This is a genomic window from Mameliella sp. MMSF_3455, from assembly GCF_030733205.1.
Lineage (GTDB): Bacteria > Pseudomonadota > Alphaproteobacteria > Rhodobacterales > Rhodobacteraceae > Antarctobacter.
Window position 1 is genome coordinate 67795 of record NZ_JASHJL010000024.1, and the last position, 15377, is coordinate 83171.

General features: G+C 65.6%; 16 protein-coding genes. 6 read left to right on the forward strand and 10 right to left on the reverse strand.

Annotated elements, in window-relative coordinates; all coding sequences use genetic code 11:
• Nucleotides 1-2 precede the first annotated feature (2 nt).
• Genes cobD through RBB42_RS17420 form a run of 4 tightly spaced genes read right to left on the reverse strand, consistent with a single transcriptional unit; the run spans nucleotide 3 to nucleotide 3298 of the window.
• Complete coding sequence (cobD, locus tag RBB42_RS17405) at nucleotides 3-980, reverse strand: threonine-phosphate decarboxylase CobD (protein WP_305970642.1); 978 nt, start codon at nucleotides 978-980, stop codon at nucleotides 3-5.
• A gap of 8 nt (nucleotides 981-988) precedes the next feature.
• Nucleotides 989-1924: an adenosylcobinamide-phosphate synthase CbiB gene (gene cbiB, locus RBB42_RS17410; protein WP_305970643.1), complete on the reverse strand. Its 936-nt coding sequence runs from the start codon at nucleotides 1922-1924 to the stop codon at nucleotides 989-991.
• Nucleotides 1921-2709: a propanediol utilization protein gene (locus RBB42_RS17415; RefSeq protein WP_305970644.1), complete on the reverse strand. Its 789-nt coding sequence runs from the start codon at nucleotides 2707-2709 to the stop codon at nucleotides 1921-1923. Before RBB42_RS17415 ends, cbiB begins: the two co-directional genes overlap by 4 nt.
• A gap of 4 nt (nucleotides 2710-2713) precedes the next feature.
• A complete protein-coding gene (locus RBB42_RS17420; protein ID WP_305970659.1) occupies nucleotides 2714-3298 on the reverse strand; it encodes a histidine phosphatase family protein in 585 nt (194 codons plus the stop codon).
• Nucleotides 3299-3343: 45 nt separating this feature from the next.
• Here RBB42_RS17420 and cobU point away from each other — a divergent pair, with 45 nt between their 5' ends.
• The 4 genes from cobU (at nucleotide 3344) to RBB42_RS17440 (ending at nucleotide 6192) form a co-directional block, all read left to right on the forward strand.
• Entirely contained in the window at nucleotides 3344-3856 is a 513-nt protein-coding gene (gene cobU, locus RBB42_RS17425; protein WP_305970645.1) for a bifunctional adenosylcobinamide kinase/adenosylcobinamide-phosphate guanylyltransferase, read from the forward strand.
• Nucleotides 3853-4860: a nicotinate-nucleotide--dimethylbenzimidazole phosphoribosyltransferase gene (gene cobT, locus RBB42_RS17430; protein WP_305970646.1), complete on the forward strand. Its 1008-nt coding sequence runs from the start codon at nucleotides 3853-3855 to the stop codon at nucleotides 4858-4860. Before cobU ends, cobT begins: the two co-directional genes overlap by 4 nt.
• Nucleotides 4857-5609, forward strand: a complete 753-nt coding sequence (gene cobS, locus RBB42_RS17435) for an adenosylcobinamide-GDP ribazoletransferase (protein ID WP_305970647.1) — start codon at nucleotides 4857-4859, stop codon at nucleotides 5607-5609. The genes cobT and cobS overlap by 4 nt, the downstream gene beginning before the upstream one ends.
• Nucleotides 5610-5730: 121 nt before the next feature.
• Nucleotides 5731-6192 carry a MarR family winged helix-turn-helix transcriptional regulator gene (locus RBB42_RS17440; RefSeq protein WP_305970648.1) on the forward strand — a complete coding sequence of 154 codons (462 nt, stop codon included), beginning with the start codon at nucleotides 5731-5733 and terminating at the stop codon, nucleotides 6190-6192.
• Between the two features lie 390 nt (nucleotides 6193-6582).
• Here RBB42_RS17440 and arsJ read toward each other — a convergent pair whose 3' ends face one another.
• The 3 genes from arsJ to RBB42_RS17455 form a co-directional block, all read right to left on the reverse strand.
• Complete coding sequence (arsJ, locus tag RBB42_RS17445) at nucleotides 6583-7842, reverse strand: organoarsenical effux MFS transporter ArsJ (protein WP_305970649.1); 1260 nt, start codon at nucleotides 7840-7842, stop codon at nucleotides 6583-6585.
• A gap of 113 nt (nucleotides 7843-7955) precedes the next feature.
• Nucleotides 7956-8954, reverse strand: a complete 999-nt coding sequence (locus tag RBB42_RS17450) for an ArsJ-associated glyceraldehyde-3-phosphate dehydrogenase (protein WP_305970650.1) — start codon at nucleotides 8952-8954, stop codon at nucleotides 7956-7958.
• Entirely contained in the window at nucleotides 8951-9778 is an 828-nt protein-coding gene (locus RBB42_RS17455; RefSeq protein ID WP_306043735.1) for an arsenate reductase/protein-tyrosine-phosphatase family protein, read from the reverse strand. The genes RBB42_RS17450 and RBB42_RS17455 overlap by 4 nt, the downstream gene beginning before the upstream one ends.
• 157 nt (nucleotides 9779-9935) lie before the next feature.
• Here RBB42_RS17455 and RBB42_RS17460 point away from each other — a divergent pair, with 157 nt between their 5' ends.
• Complete coding sequence (locus RBB42_RS17460; protein ID WP_305970652.1) at nucleotides 9936-11135, forward strand: aminotransferase-like domain-containing protein; 1200 nt, start codon at nucleotides 9936-9938, stop codon at nucleotides 11133-11135.
• Between the two features lie 161 nt (nucleotides 11136-11296).
• Nucleotides 11297-11581 (forward strand): hypothetical protein, encoded by a 285-nt coding sequence (locus RBB42_RS17465; RefSeq protein WP_305970653.1) that lies wholly within the window; start codon nucleotides 11297-11299, stop codon nucleotides 11579-11581.
• A 59-nt stretch (nucleotides 11582-11640) separates the two neighbouring features.
• Here RBB42_RS17465 and RBB42_RS17470 read toward each other — a convergent pair whose 3' ends face one another.
• The 3 genes from RBB42_RS17470 to RBB42_RS17480 form a co-directional block, all read right to left on the reverse strand.
• Complete coding sequence (locus RBB42_RS17470) at nucleotides 11641-13041, reverse strand: TRAP transporter large permease (RefSeq protein ID WP_305970654.1); 1401 nt, start codon at nucleotides 13039-13041, stop codon at nucleotides 11641-11643.
• Entirely contained in the window at nucleotides 13038-13670 is a 633-nt protein-coding gene (locus RBB42_RS17475) for a TRAP transporter small permease subunit (protein WP_305970655.1), read from the reverse strand. The genes RBB42_RS17470 and RBB42_RS17475 overlap by 4 nt, the downstream gene beginning before the upstream one ends.
• Before the next feature lie 117 nt (nucleotides 13671-13787).
• Complete coding sequence (locus RBB42_RS17480) at nucleotides 13788-14804, reverse strand: C4-dicarboxylate TRAP transporter substrate-binding protein (RefSeq protein ID WP_305970656.1); 1017 nt, start codon at nucleotides 14802-14804, stop codon at nucleotides 13788-13790.
• Nucleotides 14805-15377: the final 573 nt, after the last annotated feature.

Here is a 15377-nt window from a genome sequence, read left to right on the forward strand (position 1 = left end):
CGTCAGCCCTTTAGCGCCGCCTCCAGCCGCGCCCAATCGGGTTCGCACCCCGGCAGGCCCAGCCGCAGCCAGCCTGCCGAATAGGGGAAGGCGCGGCTCCAGATCCGCGCCTCTGCCAGACGCTCCTGCGCGGCCAATGCGTCGCCCGTCTCATAGGTCCGGAACAAGACCGTGCCCCCCACCAGGGACCAGCCCGCCGCCTCGGCCAGCGCATCCATGCGCACCGCGTCGCGGGACAGCCGCGCGATCGTCTTCGTCTGCCAATCCGCATCCGCCAACGCTGTGCACCCTATGGTGATTGCCGGCCCGTTGGCCGCCCAGGGTCCTGCCAGCCGCCGCATTTCTTCCACCAATGCTGACGGGCCAAGCGCAAATCCCAATCGCAATCCCGCCAGTCCGTAGAACTTGCCGAAGGAGCGCAGGACGAGGATCAGGATCCCTTCCGGCACACTGTCGAGAAAGGGGATGACAGAATACTCCGGTGCGGGGTCGGCAAAGCTTTCGTCCACCACCAGAAGGCCCACGTCCTGCGCCAGGTCGATCAGTTCCTCCGGCGTCCAGAACCGACCATCCGGGTTGTTCGGGTTGACCACGACCCCAAGCCGCGCGCCCTTCAATCCATCCGCATCCTCGACTTGCGTCACGGTCCAGCCCTGCGCCGCCAACGCGCCCGCGTGTTCATTGTAGGTGGGGCCGACAACGCGAGCCTCACCCGGTCCGCCAAGCCGCGGAACCAGCTGGATAGCCGCCTGTGCACCGGCAAGGGCGATGCAGTCGGTTTCGGCCCCGGCCCGGTAGGCTGTCCGCGCCGCAGCCTCCAAGGCTGCGGTTTCGGCCCGCGTGGGCAAGGCCGCCCACGCCCGAGGCGGCAGTTCTGGCAGCGGATAGGGCACGGCATTGATCCCGGTCGACAAGTCCAGCCAGTCGCCATCGCCAAAGCGGGCCTTGGCCCGGTCCAGATCGCCGCCGTGGTCGCGCATCTTGTCCCCTAGAGTATTGCCAGCCCGATCAGGGCCGCGCCGCAGAGAAACATCGCACGCACATAAAGCGCAAGGCCCCGCGAGATGTCGCGCGCCCCGGGATCGGGTGCGCCTTCATTGACCCAAGGCTCCTGAGCGACACGGTCGCCGTAAATGCGTGGCCCAGACAGGCGCACGCCCAACCCGCCCGCCAAGGCAGCCTCGGGCCAGCCCGCATTGGGCGAGCGGTGGCGTGATGCGTCTTGAGAAACGACTTGCAAAGAGCGCCGCAACATACCGGAAGCCAATGCAAAAACCAGTGAGGTCAGCCGTGCCGGGACAAGATTGACCAGGTCGTCCAGCCGGGCGGCGGCCTTGCCGAAATGCTCGTATCGTTCATTGCGATGGCCAATCATGGAATCCATCGTGTTGATCGCCTTGTAGCCCACGATCCCGGGAAGCCCAGCCACCACGCCCCAGAACAGCGGCGCGACGATGCCGTCCGAGGTATTTTCGGCCAGGCTTTCCAGGGTCGCTCGGCTGATCCCCGCGCCGTCCAGCGCACTGGGGTCACGTCCCACGATCATCGACAGGGCGTGGCGGGCGGCGGGCAGATCTCCGGCCAAGAGCGGATCGCGTACGGCAGTCACATGATCGTACATCGAGCGCACCGCGATCAGCGGCCAGGCCAACACGCCCAGCACCAGCACCGCCGCCCACCCCTTGCCCAACACCACCGTCACCAGAGCAGCAGGAAGGACGGACGCCAGCAGGACCAGCAGCACTGTCAGCGCGCCCGTGGCAAAGCGCCGACGTGCGGTCCCGTCATTGAACCGCGCCTCAAGCGCCGTGATCAAGGCGCCGATCCAGACCACCGGATGCGATAGTCGCCGGAAAAGCGCCGAAGGCCAGCCCAGTGCCACGTCCAGCAGCAGGCCGATCAGCATGACCTGCGCAAAGATCAATCCGGCTCTCCGGTCATGAACCGGAACACCCCGGTATACCCCGCCTCCTGCATATGCGCCTCGGCCCCGTCAGGCATGGTCCCGGGGGCAAAGATCAAGGCGCGCGCGGGGCCTGTATGGGCGCGGGCATGGCCCAACGCGCCGAGATCCTCTCCCAACGCCTCGGTCGGGTCGTCGGTGGGGCCGCGCAGCGCCGAGCAGCGGCGGGCGGATTCGCTGGCAATCGCCGCCTTGCCCGCCAAGCCGGCCCTCGGCCAGTCGGCGACCAGGTCGGCCACATCGGGAAACCGCGTATCGATAGGGTCGGTCCGCTCCGGGGCGCCATGGAAGCCGCCAAGGATCTCGCATTGTGGCACCGGGCCGACCGTGCCCAGCACCTCTGCCCGTCGCGATGCCCAGAGCAGGCGGTCAGCCTCCGGCCACATCACGGGATCGCTTGCGCCTTCGACCTGCAAGCAGGCCCGCGCCACCGCGACCCCCTCGATCCCGGCAAGACGGGCCAGCGCCACAAGCGCGGCGGTCGACATGCCCGCGCCTCCGCCGGGCGGGAAATCGGGCTCAATCCTGACCTCTCCCTCTAGCGTCACGCCCAGGTCACTCAGAAAACGCTGCACCAGTGCCGGCGCCAGCACCTCGGGTGTGCCAGAAACCTGCAACGGCCCCTCGCCCTGTCGTGTCACCGTGACCCCCCGGTCCGGGCAGGCAAGCGTCACCAGGGCAACCGGCCCGTCAGGCCCCAGCCGCCCCTGCAGCCATTCCCCGAAATGCCCCGCGACAAAGACCATGCAGCTAGATCGGGCGCCAGTTGGTGGAGATCACCGACAGACCGCCGGGATAGGCGCGCAGGCGGGTCACCGACCAGGGCGCGACCTCGAACCCCAGCGCAGGCGGCACCGCGCCCAGGGCCAGCGCCAGCCCGGCACGCACCGTACCGGCATGGGCCACGACGGCGACCGGCCCGGCCTGCCGCGCCTTCTCTGCCAATTCCTCCAGAGCCGGCCACACCCTAGCCACCATGTCGGCAAAGCTTTCGCCCCCTGGCGGACGGTGTTCAGCCAACTCTTCTGACGACAGCGCGCCGATGTCGGGGATCTCGTCGAACCGCAGCCCGTCATGTGCGCCGAAGTCCTGTTCCCAGAGCCGCGCGTCCTGTTCCGGCGTGGCCGCGGGCCAAAGCGCATGGGCCGTCTGACGACAGCGCAGCGCCGGGCTGACCACGCGATGATCGATCTCCGACACAAGGGCCTGCAGAGGTTCCCACACCGCTGCCTCACCCAAGTCTGCGGGCACGTCCATACGTCCGCACAAACGCCCGTCATGCAGGGCGGGCGCATGTCGAATCAACAGCAGTTCAGAGGCGTCGGGCAGCGTCATTTCGGGGCTTTTCAACCAGATCGGAACATGCTTTGTCACGACCGCATGGGAAAGTCGATCCTCATCACGGGTGGCGCACGCTCTGGCAAGAGCAGCCTTGCCGAGCGCATGACGCTCGAACTCGGGCGGCCCGCGATCTACATCGCCACCGCCCAGGCCCATGATGGCGAAATGGCAGACCGCATCGCCCTGCACCAGGCCCGCCGCGATGCGGATTGGCGGACCGTCGAGGCCCCGCGCGATCTGCTGGGCGCCCTGCTGGACACCGATGGCACGACGCCCCGGCTGGTCGATTGCCTGACGCTCTGGCTGACCAACCTGATGCTGGCCGAAGAGGACTGGCGTGCAGCCGTAGACGCCCTGACCGAGGCCCTGCCCGCGCAGTCTGCGCCGGTGATCTTCGTCACAAACGAGGTCGGTGCCGGGATCGTGCCGGAAAACGCCCTGGCGCGCGCCTTTCGCGATGCGGCGGGGCTGGTCAATCAACATATCGCCACAGCCTGCGACGAACTCTGGTTCTGCGTCGCGGGCCATCCACTGAAAGTCAAACCCGCATGAGCACCCTGCCCCTTGCGTCGCTGGACGCGGTGACCTCTCTCGATCTTCCCGGTTTCGACATGGCCGCGGCCGAGGCCGCAACGGCGCGCCAGATGCAGTTGACGAAACCGCCCGGCTCGCTGGGGCGGCTGGAGGATCTGGCCGCGTTCATGGCGGGCTGGCGCGGTACCGACCGGCCAGCGATCGAGCGGGCGCAGGCGCTGGTCTTTGCCGGCAACCACGGGGTCTGCGCGCAGGGGGTGAACCCCTTTCCGCAAGAGGTGACGGCGCAGATGGTGGCCAACTTTGCCGCCGGGGGCGCGGCGATCAACCAGCTGTGCCGGACCACGGGCGCAGACCTGGACGTGATCGCGCTGGACCTCGACAGGCCGACGCGGGATTTCACCGATCAACCGGCGATGAGCGAAGGGGAATGCCTGGACGCGCTGCAACGGGGCGCGGCGGCTGTGGACACCCGCGCCGACATCCTGCTGCTGGGGGAAATGGGCATCGGCAATTCGACGGTGGCGGCGGCGCTGGCCCTTGCCGCCTTCGGCGGCAGCGCACCGGACTGGGTCGGCCCGGGCACGGGATCGGACGCCGACGGCATGAGCCTCAAGGCACGCGTCGTGACGACGGCGGTCGAGAAACACGGCGCGCTGGCGCCCATGATGCGCCTTGCCGCCCTAGGCGGGCGTGAGCAGGCGGCCCTTTGCGGGGCGGTACTGGCGGCGCGCATGGCCCGCATCCCCGTGCTGCTGGACGGGTTCATCTGCACCGCTGCCGTGACGCCGCTGTATTCTGCCGCGCCCGACCTACTGGCGCATTGCCAAATCGCCCACATGAGCCGCGAGCCCGGCCATCGTCGCCTGGCCGACGCGATGGAGAAACCGCCCCTGCTGGATCTCGGCATGGCGCTCGGCGAAGGCTCTGGCGCGGCTCTGGCCCTCGGGATCGTGAAGGGCGCTCTTGCCTGCCACAACGGCATGGCGACCTTTGCCGAAGCGGGTGTCTCGGACGCATGAGACTGCGCCGCCGCATCGACGAGTTGCGGTTGGGGATGATGATGCTCACCCGTCTGCCGATGGGCCGGCTGGATGATCCGGCGCCGACGCTGGCCCAGGCCCGGTGGAGCTTTCCGCTGGTGGGCCTGCCGCTGGGCCTCTTGGCTTGGGCGGTGCTGGCAAGCGCGCAAGCGGTAAACCTGCCGCCGCTGGCCGCCGGTTTTGCCGTGCTGGCAGTTCTGGCCGGACTGACCGGGGGGCTTCACCATGACGGGTTCGCCGATTTCGCGGACGGGATGGGCGGGCATGACCGGGAGCACCGGCTGGAGATCATGCGCGACAGCCGTGTCGGCAGCTACGGCGTGATCGCGCTGATCCTGGTCACCGGACTGGGAGCCTCTGCGTTGAGTGCCCTGCCCATCAGCGCATGGGCAGGTTTGCTTCTGGTCAGCCTGACCAGCCGTCTGGCGATGCTGGTCCTGCTGGACCTCATGCCACCGGCCCGGCATGACGGGCTCGGCCAGATGGCCGCCACCGAGCGGGACGCGCTGCCCTGGCGGGTCTGGCTGCCGGGCGGACTGCTGACGCTGTGCGCCGCGTTGGTCGTTGGAACGGCGTCCTTGCCCGTCCTTGCCGCGATGGTACTGGCCGCGGCCTGGGTTGCCTGGCGGGCTCGCAAGCTGCTGGGAGGACAGACCGGCGACGTGCTGGGGGCGGCACAGCTGTCCAGCGAAACAGCCGGCTGGCTGGCCCTGGCCGCCGTGCTCTAGCCGCGGGGAAATGCGCGAAAATCGGGCATGTCCGCCTGACCTGAGAACCGGACCGGCGCCCTCATTGCACCTGCAACGAGGACAGGGCTACACTGCGCTCAGACTGATACGGGATCCCGCGATGACCAGACCCTTGCCAGACTTCGACCTTTCGGGCTTTACCCCATACCGCCTGGCGGTTGCAGCCGAAAAGACGTCAGAGGCGCTGGCCCGCCAGTACCGTGAACGCTTTGGCATCTCGATCCCCGAGTGGCGGGTTCTGGTCCACCTGGCGCAGCCGCTGGACGGGCGGGGCACCGTGTCTGTCCGCGATATCGAGGCCCGCGTCGCGATGGAGAAAAGCAAGGTCAGCCGCGCGGCCAGCCGGCTGGAAACCGCGGGCTATATCGAAAAGGCCGCCGATGCAGGCGACCGGCGGTTGGTCCGCCTTGCCTTGACCGACAAGGGCCAGGCCCTGATGGCAGAGCTGCTGCCGCTCGCCCGAGCCTACCAGGAGGAACTGGAACGCCGCCTGGGCGACACATTGGCCGATTTCGAGGCCGGGCTGGATCGACTTCTGGACACACTGCCCCACGATCCGTGAGTCCCGCCGGCCCGGGGCCGGTCTTTGCGACGCTCAGGGGTGAACAGTCAGACTGCGCGGCCATGAACCTGAGACACGGGCTCATGGATTAATTGGATGACTTCCCTGGCCAAAGTTGTTTTACGCGTTTCGGCTTTGCAGGCTGGCCCGGAACATGGTCCGCGCCCCGGCGTTAACGTCTGATCGGGCGGCTGCCGGTCTGCATTGCCTCTGCCGTCCCCGGACGCAGCCTGCCGAACCGCGATCTCCACATCTTGGGGGACATCCCGAAAGCCCCTGCGACCACGCGCACGGTGGCCGGTTCGACAACCACGACGCAACCTTGCCCTTGGACGGGAGTGGCAGGCTCGATCGAGCCTCCCCCAGCCCGGGCGCCAACATCACCAACCATCACTCGGCGCGCAGACGCGCCGCCCCCAGCGCGCTGAGCGCCACCATGACGGCCGCCGTCGCGAGGCACAGGGGCAAGCCACCGACCTGGTAGCTGAGCCCCGACAAGAGCGTGCCCAGCAGGCGCCCTGTCGCATTGGCCATGTAGTAGAAACCAACATCCATCGTCACCCGCTCACCCTTGGAAAAGGCCAGGATCAGGTAGGAGTGCAGCGAACTGTTGACGGCAAAAAGTGCGCCGAAGACCAGCAGGCCGGCAATTATCGTCGCCGTCAACCAGGGCGCCGGATCGCCCGCCGCCAGCACCAAGAGCGCCAGCACCGCGGGTACCACCGTCAGCGACAACGCCCAGCCGCGCGCAGCGCCCACGATCTCTGCCGCGGGGCGCGTTGCGGCGCGCAGAGCCCTTGGCGCATAGGCCTGAACCGCGCCGTACAGGATCGTCCAGACCGCCATGAAGCTGCCGATGGTGAAAAAGGCGATGCGATTGCCCTCTTCACTGCCGTCCGACAGCACCGCGTAGAAATAGACCGGGATGCCGACGACGAACCAGACATCGCGCGCACCGAACAGGAAGACGCGGGCGGCGGACAGCCAGTTCACGTTGCGGTCCTTGGAAAACACCTCCTTGAACTTTGCGCCCTTCTTGCCCGTGGGCAGGCCCGTTGGCATCCGCAATGCCACTGCCAGCAGCACCGCGCCCAGCACCGCCGCCATGCCCAGAATCGCCGGGACAAAGCCGAACAGAGCCAGCAGCGCCGCGCCGGTCAGAAAGCCCAGCCCCTTGATCGCGTTCTTGGATCCGGTCAGCACCGCGACCCAGCGGAACAGCCCGCCCTGCCCGCTTGGCGCCAAGAGTTTGACCGCCGATTTCGCGGACATCTTGGACAGGTCCTTGGCGACGCCGGACACACCCTGCACCGCCATGACGAAGATCACCGAGGCGGTCAGGCTCCACGCCGGGTCCAGCTGGGCCAACGCCAGCAGCGCGACGACCTGCAGCGACAGGCCCGCGTAGAGCGTCGAGGTCAGGCCAAAGCGCGCCGCGATCCAGCCCGCCGACAGGTTGGTGACAATGCCCGCGACCTCGTAAAGCAGGAACAGATAGGCCAATTGCACCGGCGAAAAGCCCAGCGTGTGGAAATGCAGCAGCACCAGCATCCTGAGCGCGCCGTCGGTGAGCATGAAGGCCCAGTAGGCGGCGGTGACGGCGATATAGGCGGCCAGACCCTCGGGTCGGTGGGAGGTGGTGTCGGTCATGTCCGGACTCCGGTCAGGCGGATCGGGTGGAGGGGCGTTGCCCCTCTTGGCCTGTGGCCATGTCACCCCGGGTTGTTTTCAGACAGCAGAAGCGCCGAAGGCTCATTCGAAGGTCACAGGCTGTTACCGACCTTATGCGCAACGTCCACCAGACGATGCGCATAGCCCCATTCATTATCATACCAGGCATAAATCTTTACCTGTGTGCCGTTGACCACCATGGTGGAGGGCGCATCGACGATCGAACTGCGTGGGTCGTTGGTGTAGTCGGTCGAAACCAGCGGCCGCTCCTCGTAGCCAAGAATGTCCTTCAACTCACCTTCGGACGCGGCCTTGAACAATGCGTTGACCTCTTCCGCGGTCGTTTCGCGATCTACCTCGAACACGCAATCTGTCAGCGAAGCGTTCAGCAGCGGTACGCGCACGGCATGACCGTTCAGCCGCCCCTTGAGCTCGGGATAGATGAGCGTGATCGCCGTGGCGCTGCCGGTTGTCGTGGGGATCAGCGAATTCAGCGCGGACCGCGCGCGGCGCAGGTCCTTGGCGGGCCGGTCCACGATGGTCTGGGTATTGGTCACGTCGTGGATCGTGGTGATCGAGCCGTGCTTGATGCCAAGGTTCTCGTGGATGACCTTGACTACCGGCGCGAGGCAGTTGGTGGTGCAGGAGGCCGCGGTGACGATCCTGTGCTCGTCCGGTTTGTAGATGTCGTCGTTCACGCCATAGACGATGTTCACGGCACCGCCGTCCTTGACCGGGGCCGAGACGACGACCTTTTTCACACCGCGTTCGAAATAGGGCGCGATACGCTCGGCGGTCTTGAAATAACCCGTGCAGTCGATGACCACATCGACGCCCTCCAGCGGCAGGTCCGCCAGGTGGCCGGTGCCGTAGACCGGGATGCGCGTGCCGTCGATGGTGATGCCGTCGGCGTCCGCGCTGAACGAGGCGTCCCAGCGGCCATGCACCGTGTCGAATTCCAACAGATGTGCATGCATGGCCGGGTCACCCACCGCGTCATTGAGAAAGGCGATCTTGTCCCCCGCCTCCAGCATGGGTTTCACGATCAGCTTGCCGATGCGGCCAAGCCCGTTGATGGCGTAGGTGGTCATGCGTAGTCTTCCGTTCTTGCGATATCGTCAATGCGGGCCTGCAGGCTCTCGCGGTCGAGCGTGCCGATGGGCAGCGCCGTGAAGGATTGGATGCGGTTTTTCAACGCGCCGTAGACCTGTTGAAAGGCCAACTGCCTTTCTGCTTCGGTGCCGGTTGCATTGACCGGGTCAGGCTGGCCCCAATGGCCGGTCATCGGCTGGCCCGGCCAGGGCGGGCATTCCTCGTTCGCCGCCCTGTCACAGACGGTAAAGACGAAATCCAGTTGCGGCGCCTCGGCCCCCTGGAACTCTGAGACATTCTTGGCCCGCAAGTCGGACACCTCATGCCCCTTGTCGCGCAAAACCTGCAGTGCCTGCGGGTTCAGCTCGCTATAGGGGTTGGTCCCGGCCGAGAAGGCCCGGAATCGGTCCCCCGCCAGGTCGCGCAGCAGGGTTTCGGCAAAGATGGACCGGGCAGAGTTGCCGGTGCAGATGAACAGGACGTTGTAGGTGCGATCAGCCATTTCGCGCTCCGTCAGGGATGTTGGCAGGCAAAGATCCGGGCGGCCACGGCAGCAATCCGCCCAGAGATAGGTCAAGAGCCGCCCCGCACCGTCGGTATCGGCGGTGTAAAGCAGCGAGGTCCCGTGCCGGGACTGTGTTACAAGCCCCGCGCTACGCAATTGTGACAGCGCCGCCGAAAGTGTCGACGGAGCAAGCGCCAGCGCCTGTGCGATCTCACCAGCGGGTACAGCATCCGGAAAACGCCGCATTAGCAGGCGAAAGACATCCAGCCGGCGACCATGGGCAAGCGCGGAAAGGGCGTTGAGCGATTCATTTTTCATATTTCCAGAAATACGGAAATACCTGGCGCTCGACAAGCCTTATTTCCGATTTTCCGGAAATACAGGGATACCCCATCTCGACAGACGGTTGGCGCCGGTTAACCAAAGCATGTTAGGGGAACCGCGTAATCGCCTCTTGTCTGACCGGAGAAAGCCCATGCCCGGACGTGCCCCCCTTGCCCGTTGGCTGAACGATACCAACGACGTGACCCAGACCTTTCTGGCCGCCGGACAGATTCCAGACTTGGTCAACCTGGCAGGCGGCCTGCCCGATCCATCGACCTGGCCGGTTGCGGAGCTGTCGGATTTCGCGGGCCGGGTCGTGACCGAACACACCGCCGAGGTCCTGGGCTATTCACCCATCGACGGGCTACCTGACCTGCGCGACCGTATCGCGGCAGAGTTCAGCCACGGCGCGCTCAGGCTGACCCGGGAAAACGTCCTGATCACCACCGGCGGCATGCAGGGGCTGGACCTGCTGGGCAAGGTCTTGATCGACCCCGGTCAGACCATCGCGGCACAGTCGCCGGCCTACCTGGGCGCCATCGACGCCTGGAAACCGCGCGCACCGCAGTACCGCCCGATGGTGATGGAGGCCAATGAGTTTGACGCAGAGGCCGCCATGGCCGGCGCGCAGTTCGCCTATACCGTCCCCAATTTCTCGAACCCTTCCGGGCGGCTGGTGCCAGAGGATCAGCGCCGCGCGCTGGTGGCGGCGGCAGAGGCGACGGGCTGTTGGCTGGTCGAGGACGATCCCTACGGCCACCTCTACTACGACGGCGCCCCCCTGCCCCGGATGCTGGAGCTTTCGGCCAACGGGGCCGAGGTCTACGACGGGCCGGTGATCTACCTCGGCACATTCTCGAAACAACTGGCCCCGGGCCTGCGCGTCGGGTGGGTCATCGCCGCGCCAGAGATCATCGAGGCCATGACCACGGCCAAGCAGGGCTCGGACATGTTCACCAGCGGTCTGTGCCAGCGCGTCGCGCTGGAGGCGATGGAACGTGGCCTTCCGGAGCAGTTGCTCCCCGGTATCCTGGATCTCTACCGCACCCGGCGCGATGCGCTGTGCGCGGCCATGCAGGCAGACCTGTCGGAGCTTTTCACCTGGGAGGTCCCCGAGGGCGGCATGTTCGTCTGGGCGGTGGCACGCGATCCGGCGCTGGACACCGACCGTCTGATGAAAACCGGGCTGGATCATGGCGTCTGCATCTCGCCCTCTAGCGTCTTTGACCCGATGGGTCAGGACCGTCGCGCCATCCGGTTGAACTTTACGCTGAATCCGCCCGAGGTCCTGGCCGAGGGTATTCGCCGCCTGGCAAAGGCGACACGGACGGAGCTGGCGCAGGCCGCCTGACGGCCCCACTGCGCTGAAACCGCTCTTGTGCCCGCCGCCCGGAGGCGGCGGGATGTTGCTCATGTCAACATCATCTTATCACATTCCACCTATATAATATATTTAAGTTGGAATACCAAAGGCGCGCGAACACCCAAACCTGCATGAGAAGGAGCAGTGACTTGACGAACAAAACCATGCTTGCCGCGGCCATTGGATTTGCCTTGATTTCGGCATCGGTTCAGGCCGATCACGCCAACACTTGGGCAGGCGAGGATGACACGGTGTTGTCCAAGAACCACGACGCCAACCAGGCCCGCAGCATCGGCACTCCGGGTGAGAACGAAATGCGCGGAGTGATGAACCGCCGGGCGCACGGCAAGCTGGCCGACCCGCGGGGCTTCGGTGGCGCCTCAGCTCGGACGGGTGGAGACAACGTAGGCGGAAACGGCAAAACCCGCCGTTGACGCGTCGGCAAAGGAAAGGACCCGCGCCGTCGGGCGCGGGTCCTGCATGCATGCCCCGGTCACGCCAGAGAGGGGAGCCAGAGCACGATCCCCGGAAAGGCCACCAAGAGCGCGATAGTCACAGCGTCTGCCACGAAGAACGGCGTCACGCCACGAAACACGTCCTGCACAGACAGCTCTGGCCGCACACCCGCCACAACGAAACAGTTGAGCCCGATGGGCGGCGTGATCAGGCAGAACTCTGCCATCTTGACCACGAGAATGCCGAACCAGACCGCGCACATCGGCCCGGACATGCCGAATGTCGCCTCTTCCGCGCTCACAAACGGCCCGCCGTTCAGCGCCATGATCGCCGGATAGACAACCGGCAACGTCAACAGCAACATTCCGATGGCGTCCATGAACATCCCTAGCACAGCGTAGGCCAGCAGGATGCAGACCAGGATCAGCATCGGCGGATAGGGCAAGGCGGTCAGCCAGTCGCTGAAGGCGGTCGGCAGGTCGGCAAACCCGAGGAAGCGGACATAGATCAGCACGCCCCAGATGATCGTGAAGATCATGATCGACAGCTTCGCCGTCTCGACCAGCGCGTCTTTCAGTTCGGCCAGCCGCATGCCGCGCCAAAGCGCCATCAGGAAGACGATGAAAGCGCCGATCGCGCCTCCTTCGGTCGGTGTCCCCCAGCTGTCACCGCCAAACGGGTTGTAGACAAAGAAGATGATGATCACGACCACGGCCACGATGGGAAGCGCCGGCGGCAGGCTGACCAGACGTTCGCGCCAGGTAAAGCCGCCCACCGGTGGGCCGAAGCCCTTGATGGTCAACGCCAGCCCGACGATCAGCAGGGCATAGACCAGTGCCGAAAACATGCCGGGGATGAACCCCGCCAGCAGCAGACGCCCGACGTCCTGCTCCACGATGATCGCATAGATCACAAGGATCGCCGAGGGCGGGATCAGCGAGGCCAGCGTACCCCCAGCCGCCACGACGCCCGCCGCAAAGCGCTTGTCGTAGCCCACCTTCAGCATCTCGGGGATGGCGATGCGGGCAAAGACCGCCGCCGTCGCGACGCTGGCGCCCGACACCGCGGCAAACCCGGCGGTGGCAAAGACGGTCGAGACCGCCAACCCGCCCGGCACCCAGGCGATCCAGCGTTTCGCTGCCTCGAACAGGGCCCGCGTCAGCCCCGCGTAATAGGCCAGGTAACCGATCAGGATGAAGGTCGGGATCAGGCTCAGCGCCTGGCTCGCAACCTTGCCATGCGGCACCTGCCCGGCGGTCTTGACCGCCACGGTCAGCGCCCAGCCGAACTCCTCGGCGTCGTAGCCCTTTTTCGACCAGAAGATCCAGATCAGCCCGGCCAGCCCGGCAAAAGCGGCGGCAAAGGCCACGCGCATCCCCAGGACCACCATGACCAGCAAGCCACCGGTCACCCAGAGGCCAATTTCTATCGATGTCATTTGTCATGCCCCTGTACCTGGTCAGCCTCGGCCGCCGCCTGTTCCGCCGCGGACATCACCAGCGGCACCGCCACGGGTTCGCTCTGCCCCAGGATGATGGCCCGCCCATAGGCCACGAGCTGCAGAACCAACCGCAGCGAGATCACCGCGAAGGCCACGGGCACCACCAGTTTCGCGGGCCAGATGGGCAACCCGATGTCGATCGAGCTGTCACGGCTCCAGTTCGGGGCGCCGAAATCGAAACTGCGGTCGAAATGCGCCCAGGTTCCCCAGACCAGCAGCACCATCAGCACGAGGATCAAGAACGTCGTGACGAACTCTGCGATCCAGAGCGCCCGGCCCCTGAGGACACCGATGACAATATCCATGCGGATATGCCCGCCAACGCGTTGAACGTAGGAAATGCCGAAGATGGCGATGAAGGGCATCGCCGCCTCGATCCAATCCACATAGCCCCGAAGCGGCTCGTTGAAGAAATTGCGGCCAGAGACGGAAATCACCGCCAGGCACATCAGCGCAAAGGCCCCGACGCCGGAGACAAGCGCCATGCCCCATTCCACCCGTGCCAGCGCACGGTCCAGCCGCGACAGCAGGCTGTCGTCTTCGAGGACGGAGGCATGTCCCGCCATCGCTCACCTCTCATGTCCGGAGAAACGCAGGCCCCGACCCTGCGTCGGGGCCAGGCACCGAATCTTGCGGATCCGGTGCGAGGCCCCGGCGCAAGGCCGGGGCGCGAAAGAGCCACCTCAGTTTGAGGCGCGCGTCTCTTCAAGGGTCGAGAACACCAGGTCATAGAGTTCCTGCGCCGGAAGTCCCTGCGCGCTCATGTCCTTGATCCAGGCGTCGTGGATCGGCTGGCCCGCGACCTCCTTGAACTTGGCCAGTTCGGCGTCCGAGATCATGACCTTTTCAACGCCTTTTTCGGCCAGCACCTCGTCCCAGCGCTGCAACAGCTTGCCGTAGTTCTCGAGGTAGTAGGCGATCGCCTCGTCGACGGATTCGTCCAAGGCCTGGCGCTGGTCGTCAGGCAGCGATTCATAGGCGTCGATGTTGACGACGATGGGGCAGTTGACGGTGCCCGGGTTCAGGTTGGCCGTCCACCAGTCCGCCTGGTTGATGGTGCCAAAGGACAGATGCGCGTGCTGGGCAAAGGCCACCGTGTCCACGACGCCCGAGTCCATCGCCTGGTAGGCCTCGGACGAGGTCACGCTGGTCGGCACGCCGCCCACGGCAGAGAACGCCTTGCCCAGGCCTCCGGTGGCGCGCACCCGCATACCGTCGAACTCGGACAACTCGTCGCGCGGCTCGCCGGTGCCGACGAGGTTGTATTGCGGCATGGGCGAGGTCATCAGCATCTTGGCGTTCCACTGCGCCATTTCCTCGGCCACGGCCGGATGGTTGTAGATCGCATGGCTGACGGCCACTTCCTCCTCCAGCGTCGAAACGCCGAGGAAGGGCAGCTCCAGAACGGTGATGGCGCGGTTCTTGTCCGGATGGTAGCCGGCGCAGAACTGCGCCATCTCGAAGGCGCCGATCGAAATCCCGTCCAGGTTTTCACGGTTCTTCGACAGGCCGCCGTAAGAGATGTTCATGGTGAATTCGCCGCCGGTCTTTTCCGAAACCAGTTCGGCGATCTTGTGCAGGTGCTCTGTAAAGGCGCGGCGCGAGCCCCAGGTCGAGACGTTCCATTCCGTCGCGGCGGCCTCGGTGGCCAGGGTCGCGGCAATGGTCGTCGCCAGCAGTTTTGCAGTGATGTTGGACATATCATCCTCCCCTATGTCTCCAGCGGTATCCTCCGCCTCGCGGGGAGGTTAGACGAATGCCCCCACGGTTCAAGGGCCTTGGGCCGAAAGGGATTCGCACCAGGGAGCGCTAACATTCGGTATACAACCGCATACCGCATCCTTTTGTCACACCTGCCGCTCCAGGCCCGACAACCACAAGATGCACAAATTCCCCGCAAGCGCCCCTACGGAGTGCTGCGTGAGGCGCCATTAAAACAAGGGGGTTAGCTGTCCACGGGCAAATTTGTTTACGATTTTCAAGCCATTTCTGAAAATTATTTACAGCTAAATCATTCATAACGCTAACATTATTTATTTCTTTTCCAGTTCGCGTATTGTCCGAGGTGAACGCGGTGACGCTAGGGAATGGCGGGCCGCCGGATCGAAACGGAGAGGGAGCTCCTTCATGACCGAACAGACCACACCCGAGACAGCCACCCCCGTCTATCCGCCCTCCGCCGACCTGGCGGCCAAGGCCCACGTTGACGCGTCGCGGTATGACGAGATGTACGCGCGGTCGGTGTCCGACCCCGAGGGGTTCTGGGCGGAGCA

Bases quoted from the DNA above. Each gene is read 5' to 3' on its own strand.
- cobU (WP_305970645.1), top strand. From the start codon at position 3,344: ATGGGAAAGTCGATCCTCATCACGGGTGGCGCACGCTCTGGCAAGAGC.
- RBB42_RS17415 (WP_305970644.1), bottom strand. From the start codon at position 2,709: ATGGTCTTTGTCGCGGGGCATTTCGGGGAATGGCTGCAGGGGCGGCTG.
- RBB42_RS17480 (WP_305970656.1), bottom strand. From the start codon at position 14,804: ATGTCCAACATCACTGCAAAACTGCTGGCGACGACCATTGCCGCGACC.
- RBB42_RS17450 (WP_305970650.1), bottom strand. From the start codon at position 8,954: ATGACCACCTACGCCATCAACGGGCTTGGCCGCATCGGCAAGCTGATC.
- RBB42_RS17460 (WP_305970652.1), top strand. From the start codon at position 9,936: ATGCCCGGACGTGCCCCCCTTGCCCGTTGGCTGAACGATACCAACGAC.
- cobT (WP_305970646.1), top strand. From the start codon at position 3,853: ATGAGCACCCTGCCCCTTGCGTCGCTGGACGCGGTGACCTCTCTCGAT.
- RBB42_RS17420 (WP_305970659.1), bottom strand. From the start codon at position 3,298: ATGACGCTGCCCGACGCCTCTGAACTGCTGTTGATTCGACATGCGCCC.
- RBB42_RS17455 (WP_306043735.1), bottom strand. From the start codon at position 9,778: ATGAAAAATGAATCGCTCAACGCCCTTTCCGCGCTTGCCCATGGTCGC.
- RBB42_RS17440 (WP_305970648.1), top strand. From the start codon at position 5,731: ATGACCAGACCCTTGCCAGACTTCGACCTTTCGGGCTTTACCCCATAC.
- cobS (WP_305970647.1), top strand. From the start codon at position 4,857: ATGAGACTGCGCCGCCGCATCGACGAGTTGCGGTTGGGGATGATGATG.
- RBB42_RS17470 (WP_305970654.1), bottom strand. From the start codon at position 13,041: ATGACATCGATAGAAATTGGCCTCTGGGTGACCGGTGGCTTGCTGGTC.
- RBB42_RS17475 (WP_305970655.1), bottom strand. From the start codon at position 13,670: ATGGCGGGACATGCCTCCGTCCTCGAAGACGACAGCCTGCTGTCGCGG.
- cobD (WP_305970642.1), bottom strand. From the start codon at position 980: ATGCGCGACCACGGCGGCGATCTGGACCGGGCCAAGGCCCGCTTTGGC.
- arsJ (WP_305970649.1), bottom strand. From the start codon at position 7,842: ATGACCGACACCACCTCCCACCGACCCGAGGGTCTGGCCGCCTATATC.